This window comes from Gilliamella sp. B3783 (assembly GCF_026536125.1).
Lineage (GTDB): Bacteria > Pseudomonadota > Gammaproteobacteria > Enterobacterales > Orbaceae > Gilliamella.
In genome coordinates, this window is the sequence record NZ_JAFNOU010000002.1 from 67,801 (window position 1) to 92,108 (window position 24,308).

Genomic DNA, 24,308 nt, shown 5'->3' on the forward strand with positions numbered 1-24,308 from the left:
ACAATGAAATTGCTTTTTTCTAAACGTTCGCCTCTTAGTGTACAATTATTTATGTCTTTGGCTATGTCGTTAGCTTTAATTGCATTAGATATAAATTATCGTCCTTTTAAAGAAGTTCGTTATTATTTAGATACGATTATTTCCCCTTTATATTACATTTCAAATGCTCCCCAAGCCACGCTTGATGGGTTTTATGAAATGTCAAAAACACGAGAAACATTAGAAACAGAAAATGCAAAACTGAATAATTTGTTGCTTGAAAAAAAAGCAGATTTATTATTACTTGATCATCTCAGACATGAAAATAATCGGTTAAGAGAATTACTGGGATCTCCGCTCAGACATGATGAACATAAAATGGCGGCACAAGTTTTATTAGCAGACACAGATCCGTATGTTTATCAAGTCGTTGTAAATAAAGGTCAAAATGATGGGGTTTATGTTGGTCAACCGGTAGTTGATGAAAAAGGGATTGTTGGGCAAATTTATCAAACCGCACAGACAACTAGCCGAGCGATTTTAGTGTGTGATTATCAACATGCCATTCCGGTACAAGTATTAAGAAACGATATATCAATGGTGGCGGTAGGGAATGGTTGTAGCAATGATCTAACGCTTGATTTTTTACCTAACAATGTTGATATTAAAGTTGGCGATGTACTTGTCACTTCAGGACTTGATGGTCGCTTTCCTGAGGGATATCCCGTGGCTGTGGTGAGTTCAGTTAAACTCGATATTAATGATTCAACGCCAATTATTTCGGCAACACCGACAGCGGATTTAAAACGATTACGTTATCTACTATTATTATGGGGAGATCAAGGAGTAAAACATGAGGGGTCATAATGGCATATTATTTATTTGGCTAACATTATTTATTGGATTATGTTTACAAATTATACCATGGCCACCAGCTTACAACATGTTCAAACCTCATTGGTTTATGTTAATTTTAGCCTATTGGTTAATTGCACAACCTTACCAAGTCGGTATTGGCACCGCTTTTTTATTTGGTCTAATGATAGATTTATGTTCGGGTACTTTTTTAGGTGTACACGCGTTTATTTATTCATTTATTGCTTATTTGCTTGTTTTTAAATATCAGTTACTTCGTAATTTAGCATTGTGGCAACAATCTTTTATAATAATTGCGGTTTCTGTTTGCTATAATGGATTAGTGTTTATATTTCAAGTTAGTATTTATCATATAATTTCGATGTCACCTTATATCTTATTATCAAGTTGTGTGGATGGCTTTTTATGGATATGGATATATCTACTCTTACGACGAATAGCACGGAACTTTGCAATTAATTAAAGGAAACGCTCTTTATGTCTGTTGAATTATTAATGAATGTGACACCGTCAGAAACTCGTGTAGCTTATATTGAAGATGGTGTTTTGCAAGAAATTCATGTCGATCGTGAATCACGTCGTGGTATTGTCGGTAATATATATAAAGGTAAAGTCATTCGAATTTTGCCAGGTATGCAAGCTGCATTTGTTGATATTGGTTTAGAAAAAGCGGCTTTTTTACACGCTTCAGATATTATGCCGCATACTGAATGCGTTTCTTATTCTGAGCAAGAACAATTTCAAGTTAAGGATATTTCTGAACTGGTTCGCCAGGGTCAAGACTTAATGGTACAAGTAGTCAAAGATCCCTTAGGTACAAAAGGGGCAAGACTCACAACTGATATTACCTTACCTTCGCGCTATTTGGTATTAATGCCGGGGCAAAATTCAGCGCATGTCGCCACTTCACAGCGTATTGAAAGTGAAACAGAGCGAGAAAGACTTAAACATATTGTAGAACAATATGTTACGCCAGAAGGTGGCTTTATTGTTCGCACAGCAGCTGAAGGTGCTAACGCACATGAACTTGAACAAGATGCTAATTTTCTAAAACGGTTGTGGAAAAAAATTCAAGAACGAATGGCTCGCCCGATTAGTAAAAATTTAGTGTATGGTGAACTTGAACTATCACAACGGGTATTGCGTGATTTTGTGGGTGATCCGATAGAGCGAATATTGGTCGATTCAAAGCAAACCTATGATCTACTTATTGAGTTCACTCAAGAATTTATGCCTGAAGTAACAAGTAAATTATCGCACTACCGTGGCAGTATTCCGATTTTCGATCTTTATGATACTGAAAACGAAATTCAACGGGCATTGGATCGCAAAGTTAAATTAAAATCGGGTGGTTATTTAATTATTGACCAAACTGAAGCCATGACAACCATTGATATCAATACAGGTGCTTTTGTTGGTCATCGAAATTTAGAAGAAACGATTTTTAATACTAATATTGAAGCAACTATTGCCATAGCTCGACAGTTACGCTTACGTAATTTAGGCGGAATTATTATCATTGATTTTATTGATATGCAAGAAGACTTGCACCGTGAGCGAGTATTGCAATCTTTACAAGATTTTTTATCGAAAGATAGGGCAAGAACAACAATTAATTCGTTTTCGGCATTGGGTTTGGTTGAGATGACACGCAAAAGGACGCGTGAAAGCATCGGTCACATTTTATGCGAGGAGTGTCCAGCATGTAAAGGCAGAGGTATGGTCAAGTCCGTTGAAACAGTTTGTAATGAAATTTTACGTGAAATTGTCCGTGTCTATAAAGCTCATCGTTCTGAATACTTTTTGGTTTATGCATCATCGGCTGTCGCGAATGCTTTAACTACAGATGAATCACATGCTCTAGCCGAAGTCGAAATATTTGTCGGTAAGCGAGTGGAAGTTAAAGTTGAACCGCTTTATATTCAAGAGCAGTATGATGTGGTATTGATGTGATAATTGCTATTTCATCACAATACTCCCGGTCATCATGCTTGTGTTTTATTATAACGATTTGAAATGTGTAATAATAACCCCATTATAAACAAAGATGAAAAACAATTAGCTAAATAACGAATGTGATAAAGTACAGATAAAGGAATTTATGATAATTACTCAAGTGAGTGAACGGTTACTCAATCCCAATAACCTAAGCCACCAAGACCTTTTGAATTTGCTTGATATATTAAGTTCAAGACAAATTGATTTTGGTGATTTATATTTTTTGTCTGGTTACTATGAAAGTTGGTCGCTTGAAGATCGAATTATTAAAAATGCTTCTTTTCATCGTGATCAGGGCGTAGGCGTTCGTGCAATCGTAGGTGAAAAAACTGGATTTGCTTATACAGATCAACTCTCTTTAAACCGTTTAGAGCAAAGTGCTTTAGCCGCTAATTCAATCACTAAACAACAAACCCCAATTGTTGTAACGCCGTTTAAACAAACAGAAGCTGTTGCTATTTACCCAGCTATTAATCCAATTAACTCTTTTTCACAAGAACAAAAAATAGCACTATTAAAGCAAATTGATGCATTAGCACGTTCAATCGATCCAAGAGTCATTGAAGTTTCGGCCAGTTTAATTGGTAGTTATGAAGATATTTTAATTGCAGCAACAGATGGATCGTTGTGCGCTGATGTTCGGCCGTTAGTGCGTTTATCTGTTTCAGTAATAGTTGAAAAAGATGGTAAACGAGAGCATGGCAGTAGTGGTGGTGGTGGGCGTTTTGGTTATGAATATTTTTTAACCACCAATCCTCAAACCGGTGAAAGTATTGCCGATAGCTATACTCGCGAAGCGGTAAGACTTGCGTTAGTATCGCTATCGGCAAAAGCTGCGCCAGCCGGCACAATGCCTGTTATTTTAGGTGCCGGTTGGCCTGGTGTGTTGCTACATGAAGCGGTAGGTCATGGTTTAGAAGGTGACTTTAATCGTAAAAATAGCTCCGTGTTTTCTGGTAAGATAGGCGAGCAGGTCACTTCAGAACTTTGTACGATTGTTGATGATGGTACCATCGAAAATCGACGTGGTTCACTTTCGATTGATGATGAAGGTACACCAACTCAAAAAACGGTTTTAATTGAGAATGGTGTTTTGAAAGGTTATATGTTTGATAAGCTAAATGCTAAGTTAATGGGATGCCATTCTACCGGTAATGGTCGCCGTGAAAATTATGCTTGCTTACCTATGCCAAGAATGACCAATACTTACATGCTAGCGGGTAATTCAACATTTGATGAAATCATTAGTAGTGTAGATTATGGGCTATACGCACCTAACTTTGCTGGCGGACAGGTTGATATTACATCCGGCAAATTTGTATTTTCTGCATCAGAAGCATACCTCATTGAAAAAGGCAAAATTACCCATCCAGTTAAAGGCGCGACATTAATAGGATCGGGCATTGAAACTATGCAACAAATTTCAATGGTAGGGAATGATTTATCACTCGATTCCGGTGTAGGTGTTTGCGGTAAAGCCGGGCAAAGCGTACCTGTCGGTGTTGGACAACCCACTTTAAAAGTGGATAATTTAACGGTTGGTGGTACTATAAATTAGTCATAACTAAATAAGTGAGATATAAAAATAGATGGAAACAATCATTACACTTTATCAAGCATTTGTTCATATGGATATTGCAACACTTTCAAATCCCAATGTGTTATGGATATTATATGGCATGCTGTTTGTCATCATTTTATTAGAAAACGGTGTGTTACCCGCGGCATTTCTACCCGGTGACAGTTTACTGTTTTTAACCGGTGTATTGATAAGTCTTGATGTTTTTCATTTTGGTCTTATAAATTTAATTTTGATTGCCGGCGCCGCTTTTGGCACATGGCTTGGTTATGCACAAGGACGTTGGTTGGGAAATACCAAAATTGTGCAAAATTGGATGGCGCATTTGCCAGAAAAATATCACCATAAATCAGAAGTACTATTCCATAAATATGGCTTACAAGCTTTATTTATCGGTCGATTTATTGCTTTTGTTCGAACACTATTACCCATGATGGCTGGTTTATCGGGTTTACATAGCCGTAAATTCCATATCTACAATTGGGTTAGTGCAACATTATGGATATTTTTGATTGTCACATTAGGTTATCTATTTGGATTATCACCAATTTTTAAAACCTATGAAAAACAGATCATGTCTTTATTAATGTTAATACCGGTATTTTTATTGGTGCTAGGTTTACTCTTTTCGATTTGGTTAGCAGTAAAACGTTGGTTAAATAATAAAAAACAAGCAAAGCAAAACAGTAAAGAATAAAAAGTTGAAATTAACCGATAAGCCGGGTTCTGTCGTGGACAATCATTCCTCTAGGCTAATACTCACGCATTAGCTCAAGCAGTCTACCCGGATTCAACGCGGGCCGCGCCAATGAATCCCTATTTGACCTTGCTCCGAGTGGAGTTTACCGTGCCACAACTGTTACCAGTTGCGCGGTGTGCTCTTACCACACCCTTTCACCCTTACCTGATCTTATTGCTAAGCCATCGGCGGTATACTCTCTGTTGCACTAGTCGTGAATGTTCGCTCTCGCCAACACCCCCCAGGCGTTACCTGGCACTCTGCCCTATGGAGCCCGGACTTTCCTCCCCTCTGTTTGTCTCCTTTAAAAAAGGACTACAACAAAGCAGCGATTGTCTGGTTAATTTCGCCCATGAGTATAGCCTAATGCATAATTTTGTCCAGCTCTGTCTTGGATTTGATCAAATAGATGTGTAATGTTTAGGCATTTAAAAATCAATAATGATGAAATATGCCTAATAACAAGGCGCTAATCAATAGGGGGTAGTCTGTGAACTATTTTAATTACTAGCACATCAAAAAGATGCGCTAGCTTTTGTATTAAGATAAATCAATTACCATTTTTTCTGTCTTTCATTTTCGTCATAATTAAACCAAGTTACAACACCGTTTGAAATTAGCACATCAAGTGTGCCTTCAACAATATTATATTGAGTTTCGCCAATGATCATATGACTGGTAGAGCTTTTTTTAGTATATTTATATGTCCACTGAGCCTCGTTAGCATTAATGACCTTTCTACTAGTGGGTTCGCCAAATAAAGAAATTATCTGTGATTCGGTGGTTGCACCTTCGACGATGTGACTGACTTTTTCTTGACTTAATGGAGTACCTTGTTCGACAAAATTCTTTTGACTACAGCTTGAAAGGATAATAATTGAAAATAGTGCGATAATGAATTTACTTATATTTTTCATGGTATTGTTACCTGACAACTAACATAATTTTTGAAGTGTCAATAATAACACATGCTCGTCAACGTTCAAGATGAGCGCATTTTTTAATTTTGAAAAAATCAAATTATCATTAATCAAAGAAATTGGTCGATTTTATGTAAATATGGAAACTATATGTGTTTTACTGTTTCCATATTTTCCGCGTATTTGTTATTAATGTACAATAATTTTTATTTTTAGTCTTTATTTTGTCTTAGGACGCGTTTTATTGGTTGGTTTGTATTTGAATTGATATAACGACTAGGCCAGATCTCATGAGGTTGTAAATTGAGAGCTTGAGCTATAATAACTTCGCCTTTAGTCCAGGGTCTAACTAACGCATTACTCAATGTTGATGAACTCAAACCCGATTGTCGGGATAGATTTGCCAGGGTCGTTCCTTGTTTTTTTAAGGCGGCAATAATGTCTGCAGGGTGCCAATCACTAGACTTTATTTTCATTTTTTATTTCCTCTTAGTTTATAACCTTGTGCATCTATGTTATGCTTTGATGTTACTAAAACAAGTAAGTTTACAATTGAACTTTAGTTATTAATAATTATGTTTCTTAATTTATTGTATCAAAGTTTCTTTAATTTCTGTAATTTTTTCTTATTGTGCTAAAATAGGATAGTGAAAATGAAAGAATGGTTCTCGTCAAAAGAGCTATCAAGCATTGCAGGGATGCCATCAACGATACAAGGCGTCAATCGAAAAGCTAGAGCCGAAAAATGGACTTCACGAAAAAGAACGGGTGTTCGTGGTAAAGCGCTAGAGTATCATATTGCCAGTTTACCGTTAGTTGTCAAAAAAGCACTGTATGCAGAAGAAGAAAGTGCAAGCTACGTCGTATCACCTATCGAACCTTTTCAACTATGGATGATTGCATTTGAACAATTATCGGATGATGAAAAATCTATCGTTGCATCTTGGTTAATGCGTAATGGTATTAAAGATTTTATTACTTTTATTAATAAACAGAAAAAAGATAATTAGTGTTATTGTTTAAGCTGAGATATACTTTAACGCTAGTAAAATTCAATTTAGTTGCTAATGGAATTACCAATGGAAAGTCAGTTTCAATTAACAAATAGTAAAGAGATTATTGCATATTTAGTCGAACAATTTCCTAATTGTTTTACGCTTGAAGGCGAAGCTAAACCCCTCAAAATAGGGATATTTCAAGATATCCTTTCTCGTTTGAGCGAAAGTGAAGTTCTGAGTAAAACTAAACTTCGTGTTGCATTGCGTGCTTATACGATGAGTTGGCGTTATTTATATAGTATTAAAGCGGGTGCTAATCGAGTTGATTTAGATGGAAATCCTGATGATATTATTAATGAAGAACAAGAACAATACGCCCAACAACAGTTAAAAGAAAGTAAACAAAAAGCCAAAGAAAGAGCGAAAGAAAAACGTAAAAATTCTCGCCCACCAGTCAAAAAACCGAAGGCTTTAAAAGTGGGTGACTTTGTTAAAGTATTATTAGGCAATAAACCATTAAGAGTTCAAATCATTAATATTGAAAAAGAACATATTAAGGTGAATGTCGGCTCTGGCATGGAATTAACTGTTAAACCTGAGCATATTATTACCAAATAGAGAATTTGCATGAATAAATTACTCAAAGTTGTTATCAAATTAAGCCTTGTTTTATGTATTGTTAGCCAAAGTACGCAGGCTAAGCAAGTTAATAACGAGCAAATACCTGTTCTTAAACAAGATGATATACACCAAGTTGTGGCGAGAAGAGTTACTAACTATTTTACTCAAGCACATTATCGTAATTTTGCTTTAGATGGTGCTTTTTCGGCTAAAATTTTTGATCGTTATTTCAAAATGCTTGATGGTAGCAAAGCAATATTTATTCAAAGTGATGTGGATAGTTTTCGAAATAGGCAAGATTCGCTTGGACAAGAATTATTAGATGGTAATTTGAAAACTGCATACGATATTTATAATCTCGCCTTACAAAAGCGTTATGATCGTTATAAGTATGCTCTTGAGGTTTTGAAGCGCCCAATGGACTTCACCAATAATGACGAAATTGATTTTAAACGTGAAGATATTGCTTGGCCAACTTCTGAAAAAGAACTCGATGCCTATTGGGATAAACGTGTTAAATATGACGAGCTCAGTTTGTCTTTATCTGGTAAAAATGAAGCACAAATTCGTGAAGCACTAACCAAACGATATAATCGTGTTATAAAAACCATTTTACAATCCAATAATGAAGATGCATTCAAAGTGTTTATGAATGCTTTTGCACGTGAAATTGATCCGCATACCAGTTATTTAGCACCGCGTTCAAAACGTGATTTTGATTCTGAAATGAGTTTATCGTTTGAAGGTATTGGCGCAACGCTCAGCCAACAAGATGATTATACTGTCATCATGTCTTTTGTCACTGGTGGGCCGGCTGAAAAAAGTAAGTTGCTAGCTGTTGGCGATAAAATTATCGGTGTTGGTCAAAAAAACTCAGCTATTGAAGATGTTATCGGTTGGCGTTTAGACGATATTGTCGATAAAATTCGTGGTCCAAAAGGTACAGTAGTTAGATTAGAAATTTTACCAGCAGGTAATAATAGTAAATCTAAAATTATTGAACTAACGCGAGATAAGATTCATTTTGAAGATCGTGAAGCCAAATTAAAAATTATCAATAATGAACGTGGGAAAGTGGGTGTTATTGAGATTCCAAGTTTTTATATGGGTTTAACAGATAAAGTCCACGATCTATTATTGCAAGCAAAAAATGAACAATTGCAAGGGTTAGTTATTGATTTACGTGATAATGGCGGTGGTTCTTTAGCTGAAGTTATTACCCTAACGGGATTATTTATTGACAATGGACCAGTAGTACAAGTTCGCGATAATTTACAAAAAGTTGTCGTTTACGACGATAAAAATAAAGGTGCCGACTATGCAGGCCCTATTGTTGTAATGGTCAATCGATATAGCGCTTCGGCTTCTGAAATTTTCGCCGCAGCCATGCAAGATTATGGACGCGCTGTTATTGTTGGTGAAACAACTTATGGTAAAGGCACGGTACAAACTTCTCGTAATATTGCCTATCCTTCTGATTCAAGATTACATCCCAATTGGCCTGAACTTGGCGGTGTGCAATATACTGTACAAAAATTTTACCGTATAAACGGTGGCAGTACCCAACTGAAAGGGGTTGAGCCTGACATTGAAATGAGTAAAACTAAATATATGGACGAAACGGGAGAGCGGTTCTTAGATAATGCTATGCCATGGGATAAAATTCCTTCGTCTGAATATTTGACTGTTGCTAATGTTAAACCGCTTCTACCTGATTTAACGGCTAAGCATTTAACGCGAATAGCTAAAAATCCTGAATTTATCTATCTTGAACAAGATATCAGTGATTTTAATAACAAGAAGGATCGTCAGTATATTGTTTCGTTGAACAAAAAATCGCGTGAAGCAGAGCGAAAAACTTATGATGATCGTGATCTAAAAAGAATGAATGAACGCTTGGCTCGTGAAGGAAAACCAGCCATCGCTAAATTAGACGATTTACCTAAGGACTATAAAATACCCGATGCTTATTTAAATGAAGCGATTGAAATTCTATTAGATTTAGCGCCTAACTATCCAAAAATTGATGTTAGTCAACCCGTAAGTGGATTTATTTCATTAGATCAATCAATTAAATAAAGCTGGGTTCAACAAATAATTGGAGATAATAAACATGTGTACAAATTTGAAATTTGCTTTAGTAACTGTTGTCGCTATACTAGTTGTTTTAGCCGCATTTGGTACTATTGTTGTAATGAATTAAAAAGCTTGATTAATTAGCTTGTGATCATTATAGTATGCAACCTGCTTTAATTAGCGGGTTGAGAAATTTTGGTGAGGTGTCCGAGTGGTTGAAGGAGCACGCCTGGAAAGTGTGTATACGGCAACGTATCAAGGGTTCGAATCCCTTCCTCACCGCCATAAATTTTTATTATTTAGTCATTGAAGGATAAAAGCCGTCAGGTTTTAACTGTCAGGAGTGACTTTCAATGTTACTTTGACAATATGCATTCACGTTAACAAGACCGGTAGTGACGAGTAGAACCTTCCTCCTCCTAGAATATTTGGAGCCATTATGGAAAACTTACGCACTGTTCAGGACTTTATACGCTGGACAACCTCCCAATTTAGCCAGTCTGATATCTATTTAGGTCATGGAACTGATAACCCGATTGATGAAGCCAAGCAGCTTATTTTAACAACATTAGGTTTATCATTATTTATTCCGCCAGAATTTTATGCCAGCAGTCTTACTGAGTCTGAAAAACAACAGTTACTGGATCTGATTCAAAAACGCATTGAAGATCGGGTTCCAACGCCTTATTTAACCAATCAAGCTTGGTTTTGTGGTCACCAATTTTATGTTGATGAACGGGTGTTAATACCGCGCTCACCAATTGGTGAATTAATTGATAATCACTTTTCCAACTTGTTAACAACTGAGCCTAATTCAATATTAGATATGTGTACAGGTAGCGGTTGTATTGGTATTGCCTGTGCATATGCATTTCCTGATGCGCAAGTTGATATTTCTGACATATCATTAGAGGCGTTAGATGTTGCGCAAACGAATATTGAATTACATGAAATGCAATTTCAAGTAACGCCGATATTATCGGATTTATTCGATAATCTGCCGGTTAAAAAATATGATGTTATTGTCTCAAATCCTCCTTATGTTGATGACGAAGACATGCGTGATCTCCCTGATGAGTTTTTATATGAACCTAAATTGGCATTAGAAGCGGGCGTTGATGGCTTAGATCTTGTGAAAAGAATTTTACGTGATTCCGTCAATTATCTAACACCAAATGGTGTTTTAATATGTGAAGTAGGAAATAGTTGGATCAGTTTGCAAGAACAATATCCTGATATTCCATTCAATTGGATAACGTTTGAACATGGTGGACTTGGTGTATTTTCAATATCGTGTCAAACCTTAATAGAATTTCACCACTATTTTAAATAATGTGTTATTAATCATTGGAAATAAAATTTATGTCTGGAAACTCGATCGGTAAGTTATTTAAAGTCACCACTTTTGGCGAATCACATGGCATAGCATTAGGATGTGTTGTAGATGGTGTACCACCGGGACTTGCTTTAACTGAATCCGATATGCAGCACGATCTCGATCGACGCCGTCCTGGTTCTTCTCGTTATACTACGCAGCGCCGCGAAGCAGATCAAGTTAAAATATTATCAGGTGTTTTTGATGGTGTCACAACCGGCACCAGTATCGGTTTGATGATTGAAAATACCGATCAACGTTCACAAGATTATAGCAAAATTAAAGATATCTTTCGCCCTAGTCATGCTGACTACACCTACCAAAAAAAATATGGCATACGTGATTACCGAGGTGGCGGTCGATCATCGGCGCGCGAAACAGCAATGCGTGTTGCGGCAGGTGCTATAGCTAAAAAATATTTAAACGAAAAACTCGGCATTACTATTCGTGGTTATTTAGCTCAAATGGGTGATATTGAATGTCAATTAAGAGATTGGCAACAAGTTGAACAAAATTCCTTTTTTTGTGCTGATGAAAGTAAACTTGAGCAACTTGATGAATTATTAAGAAAATTAAAAAAAGACGGCGACTCAATTGGTGCTAAAGTCACTGTTGTCGCTGAAAATGTACCTGTTGGGCTTGGCGAGCCGGTTTTTGATAAGTTAGATGCTGAATTGGCTCATGCATTAATGAGTATCAATGCAGTTAAAGGGGTCGAAATAGGTGATGGCTTTGCTGTTATTACTAAACGTGGTAGCGAAAATCGCGACGAGATTAGTCCAGAAGGTTTTTTATCCAACCACGCTGGTGGCATCTTAGGCGGTATCAGCTCAGGACAAACCATTTTAGCCAACATTGCCTTAAAACCTACCCCAAGCATTGAAATTGCAGGTCGATCGATTAATGTACAAGGTGAAGCCGTTGAAGTATCGACGCATGGTCGGCATGATCCATGCGTGGGTATAAGAGCAGTTCCCATCGCTGAAGCAATGGTTGCTATTGTTTTAATGGATCACTACCTTCGTTATCGTGCTCAATGCAGTGATGTGAATCCGCGATGAATTACGAACTTCTTATTCTGCTATTTGCCATAGCAGTTTTAGCGGGATTTATCGACTCAATTGCCGGTGGAGGAGGGTTACTTACCGTGCCGGCACTATTGGCAGTCGGTTTACCGCCGGCTAGTGCCTTAGCGACTAATAAGTTACAAAGTTGTGGTGGATCATTCTCGGCTAGTCTCTACTTTATCCGTGAGCGCATGGTTAGTCTTAGAGAACAAAAAATCGCAATTATCTTCGCCTTTATCGGCTCCGCAGTTGGTACTGTTTCGGTGATGCATATACAAGCAGATTTTCTAAGACTATTATTACCGATATTAACGATCAGTGTAGGGTTATATTTCCTACTCTCACCAACAATCGGAGAACAAGACCGCAAAAGCCGCCTGACCACCCTACAATTTGCCCTTATTCCGGCGTTAGCAATTGGTTTTTATGACGGCTTTTTTGGACCCGGTGCCGGTTCTTTCTATGCTCTAGCCTATATTACCCTTGCCGGATTTAATCTGACAAAAGCAACTGCTCATACCAAAGTCCTAAACTTTACCTCAAACTTAGCGGGATTGTTATTTTTTATTATGGGCGGACAAGTGGTCTGGTCGATAGGTTTAGTCATGTTAGTCGGACAATTCATCGGCGCAAGATTAGGCGCTAAAATGGTCATTGCGAAAGGAAGAAAATTAATAAGACCAATGTTGATTATTGTTTCTACAGTTATGAGTATTAAGTTGATTTATGAGAACTTCTTCTGATGATTAGATTTTGATTTTGATTGTTAGCTAACCGTCATTGATGATAAATTTTGTTTTAATATATTTAGCTAATAAAACGTGGGACACAAAAGATTCAGAATTTTTAATCGTAATAACATAGATATATTTAAGCTAAACTAATAGAACGATTTTTACATTTTCAATACTTTTGCAGTAAACGATCTAAATATACTTAATGCACTGTTTCAATGTAATGGTAATAATATGCTGCCATGGTTATCGCCCCAAAGCTAACAAGAATATTTGACACACTTCCTTAACGTTACGATTTAAAGTATAGGTTCGTTTATCAACGATTGTTGTTACTGTTTTAAATAAAAAGTAATTGAGGTATTTTTAACATTATTAAATAAATTATCGAGCAGAGTAATTATCAATTATAATTTGATCGCATTAGATTTCAAACAGACTGTTTCAAGTCAATATCATTGAAACATTATCAATAATTACACCATCGTTTTTACCCTTTTTTTTCGCTGAATTTAAAGATCAATAAAATCAAAGTATTACAAAACAGTTAAAAAAAAGGGTTTTTAAGTAATAAAACAATATTTACCTTTATGCCAAAGGCGATTATAGTATGCGTTGTTCTAGCTCAATACCGTGTAGGTAGTTTAGAAAGTTGCGATCTGAAACATCCAGTGAATCAACATGCTCAATACCGTGTAGGTAGTTTAGAAAGACACCGAGAGTCGGCGCACTATCTATAATAAGCTCAATACCGTGTAGGTAGTTTAGAAAAATGGAATAAATATAGGTTGAGAGCGGGGTCCGCTCAATACCGTGTAGGTAGTTTAGAAAGCCAAAGACAGGTTTAGTTTCAATTTGCATAGGCTCAATACCGTGTAGGTAGTTTAGAAAATGTTAATTTCAAATGTGGTTTTACCCATTTTGCTCAATACCGTGTAGGTAGTTAAAGAAAGCAAAAATTTGGCGAGGTAGATTTTTACATTTTAATAGCCTATCCTCAGGAAGTCTTTAGTTAAAGCTATAAAAATGCCTTAACGTATTTCATTAAGATAAATGAGTTAACTATGAAATTGTCATTATGTGCCTTTATTCCAACTTTATATCAACTATCACCAAGCTTGTTTCAGCTAATAACCACACATAAATAGATATTTTGATGTGCTTTAAGCAACACACAATTAATACATAGGCCTTTAACATTCGAGGCATATAGTCTTTTTTTGTATTCAGACAACTCAATCTTGTTAAACTCCATATAGCAAAATTTCTGCTCAAAAAATCTGTTTAGACTGATTATTGAATACCTTTACCACAGCTTATTTTTACAATTTATAAAAACAAGAAAGATTAAGCTTTATTAACAATGAAGGTAAAATTTTTGTCTGTTTGTTAAGTATTGCTAAAATGTAGAAGGTATATTAATGATAAAAATCAACAGTTAATTGATTAACCATATGTTATATTGTCAGTAAGGGATAGTGATACATAGCGTGGTTCAATAATACCAATACAGGCTAATTAACTTACGGATATAAGTATCGAATAAGGTGAGCATAAAATGAAAATAATTGTACTTGCTATAAAATTTGAATATAACGGTATTGAGCAGATAATTAATCCTGTCATTATACAAGATGATAGTCATATGATCTTAATTGATGCGGGGTATCCTTGTCAGTTTGAGTTATTTGAAGCAGCAGCAAAAAAGAGTGATCTTGATTTAAATAAGTTATCTCATATTATCATTACGCATCATGATTTCGATCATATTGGTTCGTTAGCAGAATTTAAGAAAAGATTTCCTCATATTCAAATATTGTCATCAAGTATAGAAAAAGCCTATATAGAAAAGCATAAAAAACCATTGCGTTTAGAGCAAGCAGAAAAAAGATATCCTTTCTTGTCGGATAATGATAAGCAACAAGCACTGATTTTTCATAAAATTTTAGAAAATATAGAAGGTGTTAAGGTAGATGATATTTTGCTCAACCATCAAGTTTTACCTATTGGTGAAGGGGTAGAGGTTATTTTTACGCCTGGGCATACCCAAGGTCACATATCGTTATATATCAAGGAAAATAAAACCCTGATAGCGGGTGATGCACTCGTTTTGGTTAATGATAAATTAGTTATACCTTTTCCAGAGTTTGCTTATGATTTGGCTCAAGCCCAAAGTTCTATAAAAAATCTGATGAATTATGATATTGATGAGATGATTTGTTATCATGGCGGCAGTTATAAAGGTAACTGGCAAGATAGACTGAATTTAGACAATGATTTAATCGAAAATCCATAAACACAAGCATAATGTTTACTATTGATACCGATATTCTTAATATAAAATACGCGGTGTTAGCTAATACTTTTTTAATTAAAAAGTGAATGATGAGTTGCAAAAGTCTGCTATGTGCATTATGTGGATGAAAAATTAATGATAGGTAATTTATTGCGTGTTTTTCATTAGTTGGATAATGTTTAAAAAATGTTTTAGATAAAAATGGACTAATTATTATCTGATTTAACTTTTTTTAAGTTTGTCTATCTTATAATCATTAATATCTGTTATATTCTTAATTATATCAAGGCAAATGATTTGCTGAAAAAACTTTATCAATTCACGTTATGAAATTACAACAATTACGCTATATTTTAGAAATAGCTCGATCAGGCTCCATCAATGAAGCGGCTAAAAATTTATATATTACCCAACCCAGCTTGTCGACAGCGGTTAAAGAGTTAGAGGCCGAATTTGGCATTGAAATTTTTGTACGCACTTCAAAGGGAGTATCTTTATCAACCGATGGAGTAGAGTTTTTGGGGTATGCCAAACAAGTATTGGATCAAGCTGAGTTATTAGAACAGCACTATGCTAAAAAGGCGCCCTCAAAGCAACTATGTAGCATTTCGACCCAGCACTATGCGTTTGCTGTGAATGCCTTTGTTAATTTAATCAAGAAGAATCATACTGACGAATATGAATTTACCTTACGTGAAACGCGAACCTACGACATTATTACCGATGTGGCTAATTTACGTAGTGAAGTGGGTATACTCTATTTAACTGATTTTAATCAAAAAGTCATATTGCGGTTACTTAAAGAGCATCGTTTAACATTTAATCCTTTGTTTGAAGCCGATCCACATGTGTTTATTAGTACCCATCATCCTTTAGCTGCGATGAAATCGTTAACCTTACATGATCTGGAAGATTATCCGTATTTATCATTTGAGCAAGGTGAATATAATTCGTTTTATTTTTCTGAAGAGATTTTAAGTACGGTCTATCATAAAAAAAGCATTCATGTGAGTGATAGGGCAACGTTATTTAATTTATTACATGGATTAAATGGTTACACAATTAGCACTGGGGTTTTAAGTACCGATTTGAATGGTTCTGATATTTTATCAATTCCACTGAGTGTTAATGAAAAAATATTAATCGGTTGGATTACCTCTCAAAAAGTGCAATTGAGTATGTCGGCACAAAACTATATAGAAGCACTAAAAAAACTGATACAAGAAGAATATGGTTTTAAGCTTAAGTAGCAGGCAATAATGACCATAATTCAAATTGCTATTTTAATAAATTTGAGTATAATTGCGCACAATTCATATAATGTTTATATGAATATCGAGGTATGTCTGAATTAGAGATCGGACATTCCATCATTAATATTAATTTTAAGAGGTTTATTATGTCTCTAACTGTAGAAGCGAAAGCGAAAATTGTTGCCGAATATGGTCGTGGTACTAATGACACAGGTTCAACTGAAGTTCAAGTTGCTCTTTTAACTGCACGTATTAATGACTTACAAGGTCATTTTTCAGCGCATAAAAAAGATCACCATAGCCGTCGTGGTTTATTACGTATGGTTTCTAGCCGTCGTAAATTATTAGATTATTTACGTCGTAAAGATATCGAACGTTACAACCAACTAATTCAAAAATTAGGCTTACGTCGCTAATAACTTATCTACTTGGAAAGAGGCTTAGGCCTCTTTTTCGTTGTGAAAAATTAGGACTCTGATATAATATCGAGCTCGGAAAAATAAAAGATTGTATCTCATGTTTCGCGCGACTAATGAGAGCTCTATAGTTTATAGATTTGTCATTAGTCGTGACAGTGAAATAATCTTTTGTTTGATATCCCCACACTGTTGAAGTGAGTAGCCTAATTCGTGTTATGTTACTTTTTGTTCAAATTCAAACTTCAACACACAAAATACAAGAGGAAATTGTTTTGTTTAATCCGACACATCAAAAATTTCAATATGGTCGTCATACCGTAACTTTAGAAACGGGTATAATGGCTCGCCAAGCAACAGCTGCGGTAATGGTTAATATGGATGATACGGCTGTTTTTGTCACCGTTGTTGCTGATAAAAAAGTGAAAGAAGGTCAAGACTTTTTTCCTTTAACCGTAAATTATCAAGAACGTAGTTATGCAGCCGGTCGTATTCCTGGAGGCTTTTTTAAACGTGAAGGTCGTCCTAGCGAAGGCGAAACGTTAATTGCTCGTTTAATTGACCGACCACTTCGTCCACTTTTTCCAGAAGGATTTGTTAACGAAATTCAAATTATCGCAACAGTTGTTTCTGTGAATCCTGACGTGAGTCCTGATTTAGTTGCGATGATTGGTGCTTCAGCTGCCCTTTGTTTATCTGGCGTACCGTTTCATGGTCCTATTGGCGCCGCTCGAGTTGGTTTTATTAATGATGAGTTTGTTCTTAATCCATCAGTTAAAGAACTGGCACATAGCCGTTTAGACTTAGTAGTAGCTGGGACAAAAAGTGCAGTATTAATGGTTGAGTCTGAGGCGGATCTGCTTTCAGAAGATCAGATGCTAGCAGCTGTGGTATTTGGCCATGATCAACAACAAGTTGTCATTGATAATATTAATGAATTTGTTGCTAAAGCAAATTGTGAAAAATGGGATTGGGTTGCGCCAGCTAAGAACGAAGCTTTATATAATGCTGTTGCCGAATTGGCCAAAGATCGTTTAGGTGAAGCTTATCGAATTACTGAAAAGCAAGCACGTTATGCACAAATTGATCTTATTAAAGACGATGTGTTAGCAACGTTAAAAGCACAAGATGAAGAACTCGATGAAAATCAAGTTATTAACATTATTGTTGAATTAGAAAGTCAAATTGTTCGCCAACGCGTTATTGCTGGTGAACCGCGTATTGATGGTCGTGAAAAAGATATGATCCGTGCGCTAGATATTCGTACTAATGTGTTACCAAGAACGCATGGTAGTGCATTGTTTACGCGTGGTGAAACGCAAGCACTGGTTACTGCAACACTAGGAACAGAGCGCGATGCACAAATTATTGATGAGTTAACAGGTGAATATACAGAGCGTTTCTTACTTCATTACAACTTTCCACCATATTCAGTTGGTGAAACAGGTATGGTCGGTTCACCAAAACGTCGTGAAATTGGTCATGGGCGCTTAGCTAAGCGTGGTGTTGCAGCTGTAATGCCAAGCAAAGAAGAGTTTCCATATACTGTGCGCGTAGTGTCTGAAATTACTGAATCTAATGGTTCATCTTCAATGGCTTCTGTGTGCGGTGCTTCACTTGCATTAATGGATGCTGGTGTGCCAATTAAATCTTCTGTTGCTGGTATTGCGATGGGACTTGTGAAAGAAGGCGATAATTTTGTTGTTCTATCTGATATTTTGGGTGATGAAGATCACCTTGGCGATATGGATTTTAAAGTAGCCGGTACACGTGAAGGTGTAAGTGCGCTGCAAATGGATATCAAAATTGAGGGTATTACTAAAGAAATTATGCAAATTGCCCTTAATCAAGCTAAAGGTGCACGTTTACATATCTTAGGTGTGATGGAGCAAGCAATTAATAAACCTCGTCAAGAGATCTCTGAATTTGCGCCTCGCATTTATACCATGAATGTCAATCCAGATAAAATTCGCGATATTATTGGTAAAGGTGGGGCAACGATTCGAGCCTTAACGGAAGAAACGGGTACTACGATTGAAATCACTGATGATGGTACAGTAAAAATTGCGGCATCTGATGGTAATAAAGCTAAAGATGCAATGAATCGTATCAATAATTTAGTTGCTGATGTTGAGTTGGGTAAAATTTATACCGGTAAAGTGACACGAATTGTTGATTTTGGTGCTTTTGTATCAATCATTGGTGGTAAAGAAGGTCTTGTGCATGTTTCTCAAATTGCTGATCATCGCGTTGAGAAAGTTTCTGATTACTTGAAAGTTGGACAAGAAGTGAATGTTAAAGTATTAGAAATAGATCGGCAGGGTAGAATTCGTTTAAGCATGAAAGATGCTGTTGAGCCTGCTGCTGATGTCGCACCAATTACTGAATAAAATGTCATTCACTAGGAGTTAAAATGAGACTATTCAACCTGAGAATTATCTGCTTTTTGCTAGCTGTTATTCTTTTATCAGGTTGTTCTAACTCTTTACCTGTACTGGCTGTTCCTGAGCAAGTTTCTTACGAGGATGAATTGAAAATTGCTCAGCTCAGTCAGCAGTTATCACAAAATGATATTGATACCATTACACGTATGCAGCTCATTTTTGAGCGAGGTATTGTCTACGATTCATTAGGTTTTAAAGCTTTTGCATACAGTGATTTTACACATTTGCTAAGCTTTAATCCTGAAATTCCAGATTTGTATAATTTTTTAGGTAATTATGCACTTCGCGATGGTGACTTCGATTCGGCTTTAGCATCGTTTAATACTACCTTAGAGCTTGATCCTGCTTATGCGTATGCCTACTTAAATCGTGCAATTACGTTGTACCGTACTGGGCATTATCAATCAGCAGATCGTGATGCGTTGCAATTTTATCAATATGATGTGAATGAACCCATTCGAATTTTGTGGCTTTATCTGATCGAAAAAGAAATCGATAATAAAGTTGCACAGCATGAGCTACAAAAACGTTATGATCTGCTTAATGATAAAACGATTTATAGTAGCGATATTGTTGCATTTTATTTAGGTAAAATTAATGAATCTAAATTGATGCAAAATCTTCAACAAGGTGTAGAAAGTAATCGGCAATTAGCTGAGCGCCTATGTGAAGCCTACTTTTACTTAGGTAAATATTATCAAAGTAAAGGTGATAATGAGCGTGCCAAAATGTTATTTAAATATGCTTTAGCTAATAATATTTATAACTTTGTTGAACATCAACAGGCACTCTACGAAATGAAGTTACTTGAAGAAAAAGAAAAGTAACAAGGGTCATGCCAGTTTAAAAGTGAAAATATTGTTATAGCGTAGTTCTGATTTGCCAATAATATACTCCTGAATTTTAATGATTTGATTATTTTGCTTTATCTATTTTATGATAAAACGCTAATCATCGTTAAATTTTGCTGAGTAATTATCGATAGTATTAATATTGGCAGTTAGTTATTGGGGTGAGTTGTAAATTTTCAATTTAGTGAGCTGGCATAAATTTATCTATTCTTGGTTTTATTAAATTAGCCATGGCACATTGCCGATATTAAGTTGTGCTTAATATTATTAACAGTGCAAATAACCTGTTTAGATATAATAAAATTTATAAGCGAGTTTACATGACAAAAGAAGTTTCTTTTATTGACCTTGGTTTATCCGAGGATATCCTTAATGCATTAAATGATCTTGGTTTTAGCAAACCATCACCGATTCAAGCTGAATGTATTCCTTTATTGTTAGCAGGTAACGATGTATTAGGAATGGCACAAACTGGCAGTGGTAAAACTGCTGCTTTTTCTATCCCATTTTTAATGAATATAGATGCTAATTTAAAAGCACCACAACTGTTGGTTTTAGCACCAACACGAGAGTTAGCTATTCAAGTTGCCGATGCATGTGCTGAATATGCAAAATATATGAAAGGCATAAAAGTTTTAGCATTATATGGTGGACAACGTTACGATGTACAATTACGCGCTTTAAAACAAGGTCCGCAAATTGTAGTCGGAACACCGGGGCGATTACTGGATCACTTAAACCGTAAAACATTAGATCTGTCTAATCTTAAAGGTTTAGTTCTTGATGAAGCTGACGAAATGTTAAGAATGGGCTTTATTGATGATGTTGAAAGTATCATGGCAACGATTCCTGAAAATCATCAAACAGCACTATTTTCAGCAACAATGCCAGCACCTATTCGTCGCATTACTAAACGGTTTATGCAAAACCCTAAAGAAGTGCAAATTAAAGGAACCAATCAAACCGCACCTGATATTGATCAGAGTTATTGGTTAGTCAGAGGTATGCGTAAAAACGAAGCAATTATTCGTTTTTTAGAAGCTGAAGATTTTGATGCTGCGATTATCTTTGTTAGAACCAAAAGCGCCACGTTAGATGTTGCCGACGTTCTTGAAAAACATGGTTATAGCTGCGCAGCATTAAATGGTGACATGACGCAGCAATTACGAGAGCAAACTCTTGATCGTTTACGTAATGGTCGATTAGATATTTTAATTGCAACCGATGTTGCAGCACGTGGTTTAGATGTTGAACGTATTAGCTTAGTCATCAACTATGATATTACACTTGATTCTGAATCTTATGTTCATCGAATAGGGCGAACCGGTCGCGCAGGTCGAGCTGGACGCGCGATTTTATTTGTCGATAGCCGTGAGCGCCGTTTGCTTAAAAACATTGAACAAACGATTAAAAAATCAATACCAGAAGTCGCATTACCTTCAAAAGAATTGATTGAAAAACGTCGTTTAGCAAAATTTACTGAGCAAGTACAAAAACAGTTAGAAAGTGCTGATCTTAATCAATATCAAGCACTCTTATCACAAATTCAAGCAAGCTGTGATACAGATTTAGAAACGATCGCTACTGCGATTTTAAAAATGGCTCAGGGCGAGCGCCCGTTAATATTACCACCAGATCCAGTGATGAAACCATCTCGTGATAGTCGCGATCGTGATAATCGCAGTGGTGAGCGCCGTTTGCGTGGTGATAATCGTGAAACACCAAAACGTCGAGAACGTCGTGATGTTGGCGATATGGATATGTATCGAATCGAGATTGGTAAAGAGAATGGTGTTGAAGTTCGACATATTGTTGGTGCCATTGCTAATGAAGCTGATATAAGTAGTCGTTATATTGGTAATATCAAACTTTACGAAACTTATTCAACTGTTGAATTACCTAAAGGTATGCCTCAAGACATTCTTAAACACTTCGAAAAGGTAAGAGTGCTTAATCAACCGATGAAAATGAGCTTAGTGAGTAATGCTTCATCTGATAATAGACGTGGTGGACGTAGAAGTAGTAAATCTGAGTCGAATGATAAAGGATTTTCGAAAAAACGAGGTCGCTCGTCAGCACCAAAATTTTAATTAATTTAACCTCTGCCTTAAGGCAGAGGCTTTTCTTCGTTATTTTATTCCTCGCACATTATCACCAGCATTTTTAGGTAGTGTAATAAAATCAATCATAGCAATGATTGTCAGCCCTGCAACCATCAATAAAGCAAATTGAAAGTCTTCAACACTTAACATTGTTTTATTATGATTATGGTAGCAAGATGCAATAAATAAGAATAATGCCCCTAGTACAATGCCAAGAACATTATTAAGTTGCTGTGCTAAAGTAGATAAAATATTGGCACTTTGAACTTCACTTTTTTCGATTTCAGAAAAACCTAGCGTATTTAAGGTAGTAAATTGGATTGATCGTGCTCCTCCTGATAGAAAAAGAACGATAATCATAGTAATAATCGAGGTTTGTTCTGTAAAAAATGCACATAAAATAAAACTCGCTGATAACACTATTCCGTTAATAATCAGTATATTTCGAAAACCGAATCGTTCAATTAACGGTGTATTGATCAATTTAAAAAGAATATTACCAACAAATAGCACCAGCAATAAAGCGCCTGCTGTTAATGGTGAGTATCCAAATCCAACTTGAAACATCAAAGGTAAAAGAAATGGGGCACTGCTTAAGGCGATTCGGATTAAGGATCCCCCAAAAAACATGGTTCTAAATGTACGTTTAGAAAACGCCTGTAAGCTAATCAGTGGATGTGTGCTGTGAGTTAAGTGATAACGTGCCATTGTTAACATTATGCAGCCAAGTAAAACGATTGAAAGGCTTATTCCTATACTCTTTTGTGAATGTGAAATCATTTCAAGTCCATAAACAAAGAGCAATAAACCTGATCCACACAAAATAAAACCAATGCCATCAAATGCGCGTATTTGCGGTAGTTCTTTTGGTAGAAGTTTGAATGCATAAAAAAGGGCAATAAATCCAAGTGGAATATTTAAAACGAAAATCCAATGCCATGTTAGATATTGCGCGAAAAATCCACCAATCACAGGTCCCATGACCGGAGCGATTAATCCTGGCCAGACCAGTATTGATATAGTATTGACTAAATTTTGTTTTTCAGTCCGGCTAAGTACCACCGTGCGGCCAACAGGGACCATTAACGATCCTGCCAATCCTTGGCATAATCTTGCCAGCGTAAACATGGTTAGATTAGTTGAGAGTGCACAGAGTAAAGATGCTAACATAAACAAAACAATCGAGATTGAAAAAATTCGATGTGCAGTAAAACGATTAGCCAGCCAACCACTTGCAGGTAAACCTATGGTAAGGGCTAACATATAGGCACTAATTCCAACTGAGATATCTTGAGGATTAACTGAAAATGATTTTGCGATATTAGGAATAGCGGTAGTAATAACTGTCGCGTCTAAATTTTCCATAAAAAATGTTGCGGCGACTAAAATTGCCATTTTCTGGACGTTACTACGTTGTTGCATAAAAAACACCAATACAAATAAATACTGCAAATATTATATACTACAAAAAGAAAACGCTAAGACAATAATTATTTTTGAGAAATAACCGTGACTTACAAAGGTTATTTTTAAAAAACTTCTATTTTTGATTGATAAAAAACGTTTTTTTATGTCAGTTATTAGGTTGTTAAAAAAATGTTAGAACTTTGCCCTTAAGTTTGATTGAGAGTATACTATGTCAAAACTAAATGATTAATAGAGGTACAGGATGACAGATTCACTAAATAAATGTAAAGCAAATGAAACACCAGCATGTTGTTGTGTTGATGTTGGAACAATTATCGATAATGAGGATTGCACAGCAGAATACGAACACGTTTTTGCGTCAGAATCAGAAGCTCAAGCTAAATTAGTATCATTAACACAAGCTGCAAAAGATGCTGCAACTGAACCCTGTGAAATTAATAGCAGTATCGACAAAGTTGCAGATGGTTTTAAATTAACTGCTAAGTTTACTTTTTGTTGTGGCGCTGAGTGCTTAATTTTTCAATTAAAATTACGTTAATTGTCATTAATGAAAATT

The 24,308-nt window shown here is 35.9% G+C and carries 22 protein-coding genes, 1 tRNA gene, 1 other RNA gene and 1 CRISPR repeat array; of the genes, 20 read left to right on the plus strand and 4 right to left on the minus strand.

Annotated features, from left to right (window positions below):
- Nucleotides 1–3: 3 nt before the first annotated feature.
- The 5 genes from mreC to J3U59_RS02745 all read left to right on the plus strand — a co-directional run bounded on the left by mreC (nt 4) and on the right by J3U59_RS02745 (nt 5,129).
- Complete coding sequence (gene mreC, locus J3U59_RS02725; protein ID WP_267333310.1) at nt 4–846, plus strand: rod shape-determining protein MreC; 843 nt, start codon at nt 4–6, stop codon at nt 844–846.
- Nucleotides 833–1,318 (plus strand): rod shape-determining protein MreD, encoded by a 486-nt coding sequence (gene mreD, locus J3U59_RS02730; RefSeq protein ID WP_065634345.1) that lies wholly within the window; start codon nt 833–835, stop codon nt 1,316–1,318. The genes mreC and mreD overlap by 14 nt, the downstream gene beginning before the upstream one ends.
- A gap of 14 nt (nt 1,319–1,332) precedes the next feature.
- Entirely contained in the window at nt 1,333–2,808 is a 1,476-nt protein-coding gene (gene rng / locus J3U59_RS02735) for a ribonuclease G (protein ID WP_267333311.1), read from the plus strand.
- A 148-nt stretch (nt 2,809–2,956) separates the two neighbouring features.
- On the plus strand, nt 2,957–4,411 hold the full coding sequence (tldD, locus tag J3U59_RS02740; RefSeq protein ID WP_267333312.1) for a metalloprotease TldD: 1,455 nt from the start codon (nt 2,957–2,959) through the stop codon (nt 4,409–4,411).
- A gap of 31 nt (nt 4,412–4,442) precedes the next feature.
- A complete protein-coding gene (locus J3U59_RS02745) occupies nt 4,443–5,129 on the plus strand; it encodes a DedA family protein (RefSeq protein ID WP_267333313.1) in 687 nt (228 codons plus the stop codon).
- A gap of 2 nt (nt 5,130–5,131) precedes the next feature.
- Here the strand turns inward: J3U59_RS02745 and rnpB are convergent.
- From rnpB to J3U59_RS02760, 3 genes are all read right to left on the minus strand, one after another.
- Nucleotides 5,132–5,519: RNase P RNA component class A (gene rnpB, locus J3U59_RS02750), an RNA gene on the minus strand.
- A 206-nt stretch (nt 5,520–5,725) separates the two neighbouring features.
- Complete coding sequence (gene bamE / locus J3U59_RS02755; protein ID WP_267333314.1) at nt 5,726–6,088, minus strand: outer membrane protein assembly factor BamE domain-containing protein; 363 nt, start codon at nt 6,086–6,088, stop codon at nt 5,726–5,728.
- 215 nt (nt 6,089–6,303) lie between these two features.
- Nucleotides 6,304–6,567, minus strand: coding sequence for a helix-turn-helix domain-containing protein (locus J3U59_RS02760; protein WP_065634350.1), 264 nt, complete (start codon nt 6,565–6,567; stop codon nt 6,304–6,306).
- Between the two features lie 177 nt (nt 6,568–6,744).
- Between J3U59_RS02760 and J3U59_RS02765 the strand changes: the two genes are divergently transcribed.
- From J3U59_RS02765 to J3U59_RS02825, 14 genes are all read left to right on the plus strand, one after another.
- Complete coding sequence (locus J3U59_RS02765; protein WP_065634351.1) at nt 6,745–7,101, plus strand: DNA-binding protein; 357 nt, start codon at nt 6,745–6,747, stop codon at nt 7,099–7,101.
- 69 nt (nt 7,102–7,170) lie between these two features.
- Nucleotides 7,171–7,707 (plus strand): RNA chaperone ProQ, encoded by a 537-nt coding sequence (gene proQ, locus J3U59_RS02770; protein ID WP_267333315.1) that lies wholly within the window; start codon nt 7,171–7,173, stop codon nt 7,705–7,707.
- Nucleotides 7,708–7,716: 9 nt separating this feature from the next.
- Nucleotides 7,717–9,789, plus strand: coding sequence for a carboxy terminal-processing peptidase (prc, locus tag J3U59_RS02775; RefSeq protein WP_267333316.1), 2,073 nt, complete (start codon nt 7,717–7,719; stop codon nt 9,787–9,789).
- Nucleotides 9,790–9,823: 34 nt separating this feature from the next.
- Nucleotides 9,824–9,913, plus strand: coding sequence for a YnhF family membrane protein (locus tag J3U59_RS12020; protein ID WP_416379566.1), 90 nt, complete (start codon nt 9,824–9,826; stop codon nt 9,911–9,913).
- A 70-nt stretch (nt 9,914–9,983) separates the two neighbouring features.
- Nucleotides 9,984–10,071: transfer RNA gene (locus tag J3U59_RS02780), tRNA-Ser, on the plus strand.
- A gap of 154 nt (nt 10,072–10,225) precedes the next feature.
- A complete protein-coding gene (prmB, locus tag J3U59_RS02785; protein ID WP_267333317.1) occupies nt 10,226–11,119 on the plus strand; it encodes a 50S ribosomal protein L3 N(5)-glutamine methyltransferase in 894 nt (297 codons plus the stop codon).
- A 29-nt stretch (nt 11,120–11,148) separates the two neighbouring features.
- Nucleotides 11,149–12,222 (plus strand): chorismate synthase, encoded by a 1,074-nt coding sequence (aroC, locus tag J3U59_RS02790; RefSeq protein WP_267333318.1) that lies wholly within the window; start codon nt 11,149–11,151, stop codon nt 12,220–12,222.
- Nucleotides 12,219–12,971 (plus strand): TSUP family transporter, encoded by a 753-nt coding sequence (locus tag J3U59_RS02795; RefSeq protein WP_267333319.1) that lies wholly within the window; start codon nt 12,219–12,221, stop codon nt 12,969–12,971. Before aroC ends, J3U59_RS02795 begins: the two co-directional genes overlap by 4 nt.
- Before the next feature lie 614 nt (nt 12,972–13,585).
- A CRISPR array of direct repeats spans nt 13,586–13,913; the repeat unit is 28 nt; unit sequence GCTCAATACCGTGTAGGTAGTTTAGAAA.
- Nucleotides 13,914–14,520: 607 nt separating this feature from the next.
- Nucleotides 14,521–15,258: an MBL fold metallo-hydrolase gene (locus J3U59_RS02800; protein WP_267333320.1), complete on the plus strand. Its 738-nt coding sequence runs from the start codon at nt 14,521–14,523 to the stop codon at nt 15,256–15,258.
- A gap of 326 nt (nt 15,259–15,584) precedes the next feature.
- Complete coding sequence (locus J3U59_RS02805) at nt 15,585–16,508, plus strand: LysR family transcriptional regulator (protein ID WP_267333321.1); 924 nt, start codon at nt 15,585–15,587, stop codon at nt 16,506–16,508.
- A 149-nt stretch (nt 16,509–16,657) separates the two neighbouring features.
- Nucleotides 16,658–16,927 (plus strand): 30S ribosomal protein S15, encoded by a 270-nt coding sequence (gene rpsO, locus J3U59_RS02810; RefSeq protein WP_065634359.1) that lies wholly within the window; start codon nt 16,658–16,660, stop codon nt 16,925–16,927.
- 275 nt (nt 16,928–17,202) lie between these two features.
- Nucleotides 17,203–19,317, plus strand: coding sequence for a polyribonucleotide nucleotidyltransferase (gene pnp / locus J3U59_RS02815; protein ID WP_416379567.1), 2,115 nt, complete (start codon nt 17,203–17,205; stop codon nt 19,315–19,317).
- A 23-nt stretch (nt 19,318–19,340) separates the two neighbouring features.
- Nucleotides 19,341–20,198 carry a lipoprotein NlpI gene (nlpI, locus tag J3U59_RS02820; protein ID WP_267333322.1) on the plus strand — a complete coding sequence of 286 codons (858 nt, stop codon included), beginning with the start codon at nt 19,341–19,343 and terminating at the stop codon, nt 20,196–20,198.
- Nucleotides 20,199–20,542: 344 nt separating this feature from the next.
- The gene (locus J3U59_RS02825) at nt 20,543–22,312 is read left to right on the plus strand and encodes a DEAD/DEAH family ATP-dependent RNA helicase (protein WP_267333323.1); all 1,770 of its coding nucleotides are present in this window, start codon (nt 20,543–20,545) and stop codon (nt 22,310–22,312) included.
- A gap of 39 nt (nt 22,313–22,351) precedes the next feature.
- On the opposite strand, the gene J3U59_RS02830 is transcribed toward J3U59_RS02825, so the two are convergent.
- A complete protein-coding gene (locus J3U59_RS02830; RefSeq protein ID WP_267333324.1) occupies nt 22,352–23,746 on the minus strand; it encodes an MFS transporter in 1,395 nt (464 codons plus the stop codon).
- A 247-nt stretch (nt 23,747–23,993) separates the two neighbouring features.
- Here J3U59_RS02830 and J3U59_RS02835 point away from each other — a divergent pair, with 247 nt between their 5' ends.
- On the plus strand, nt 23,994–24,290 hold the full coding sequence (locus J3U59_RS02835) for a YfcZ/YiiS family protein (RefSeq protein ID WP_267333325.1): 297 nt from the start codon (nt 23,994–23,996) through the stop codon (nt 24,288–24,290).
- Nucleotides 24,291–24,308: the final 18 nt, after the last annotated feature.

What these genes read in the sequence shown, in the direction of transcription:
- J3U59_RS02795 (WP_267333319.1), top strand. Translation starts at nt 12,219, where the DNA reads ATGAATTACGAACTTCTTATTCTGCTATTTGCCATAGCAGTTTTAGCG.
- proQ (WP_267333315.1), top strand. Translation starts at nt 7,171, where the DNA reads ATGGAAAGTCAGTTTCAATTAACAAATAGTAAAGAGATTATTGCATAT.
- J3U59_RS02800 (WP_267333320.1), top strand. Translation starts at nt 14,521, where the DNA reads ATGAAAATAATTGTACTTGCTATAAAATTTGAATATAACGGTATTGAG.
- tldD (WP_267333312.1), top strand. Translation starts at nt 2,957, where the DNA reads ATGATAATTACTCAAGTGAGTGAACGGTTACTCAATCCCAATAACCTA.
- aroC (WP_267333318.1), top strand. Translation starts at nt 11,149, where the DNA reads ATGTCTGGAAACTCGATCGGTAAGTTATTTAAAGTCACCACTTTTGGC.
- J3U59_RS02765 (WP_065634351.1), top strand. Translation starts at nt 6,745, where the DNA reads ATGAAAGAATGGTTCTCGTCAAAAGAGCTATCAAGCATTGCAGGGATG.
- bamE (WP_267333314.1), bottom strand. Translation starts at nt 6,088, where the DNA reads ATGAAAAATATAAGTAAATTCATTATCGCACTATTTTCAATTATTATC.
- prmB (WP_267333317.1), top strand. Translation starts at nt 10,226, where the DNA reads ATGGAAAACTTACGCACTGTTCAGGACTTTATACGCTGGACAACCTCC.
- mreC (WP_267333310.1), top strand. Translation starts at nt 4, where the DNA reads ATGAAATTGCTTTTTTCTAAACGTTCGCCTCTTAGTGTACAATTATTT.
- J3U59_RS12020 (WP_416379566.1), top strand. Translation starts at nt 9,824, where the DNA reads ATGTGTACAAATTTGAAATTTGCTTTAGTAACTGTTGTCGCTATACTA.
- nlpI (WP_267333322.1), top strand. Translation starts at nt 19,341, where the DNA reads ATGAGACTATTCAACCTGAGAATTATCTGCTTTTTGCTAGCTGTTATT.
- J3U59_RS02745 (WP_267333313.1), top strand. Translation starts at nt 4,443, where the DNA reads ATGGAAACAATCATTACACTTTATCAAGCATTTGTTCATATGGATATT.
- J3U59_RS02805 (WP_267333321.1), top strand. Translation starts at nt 15,585, where the DNA reads ATGAAATTACAACAATTACGCTATATTTTAGAAATAGCTCGATCAGGC.
- rng (WP_267333311.1), top strand. Translation starts at nt 1,333, where the DNA reads ATGTCTGTTGAATTATTAATGAATGTGACACCGTCAGAAACTCGTGTA.
- prc (WP_267333316.1), top strand. Translation starts at nt 7,717, where the DNA reads ATGAATAAATTACTCAAAGTTGTTATCAAATTAAGCCTTGTTTTATGT.
- J3U59_RS02825 (WP_267333323.1), top strand. Translation starts at nt 20,543, where the DNA reads ATGACAAAAGAAGTTTCTTTTATTGACCTTGGTTTATCCGAGGATATC.
- rpsO (WP_065634359.1), top strand. Translation starts at nt 16,658, where the DNA reads ATGTCTCTAACTGTAGAAGCGAAAGCGAAAATTGTTGCCGAATATGGT.
- mreD (WP_065634345.1), top strand. Translation starts at nt 833, where the DNA reads ATGAGGGGTCATAATGGCATATTATTTATTTGGCTAACATTATTTATT.
- J3U59_RS02830 (WP_267333324.1), bottom strand. Translation starts at nt 23,746, where the DNA reads ATGCAACAACGTAGTAACGTCCAGAAAATGGCAATTTTAGTCGCCGCA.
- J3U59_RS02835 (WP_267333325.1), top strand. Translation starts at nt 23,994, where the DNA reads ATGACAGATTCACTAAATAAATGTAAAGCAAATGAAACACCAGCATGT.
- J3U59_RS02760 (WP_065634350.1), bottom strand. Translation starts at nt 6,567, where the DNA reads ATGAAAATAAAGTCTAGTGATTGGCACCCTGCAGACATTATTGCCGCC.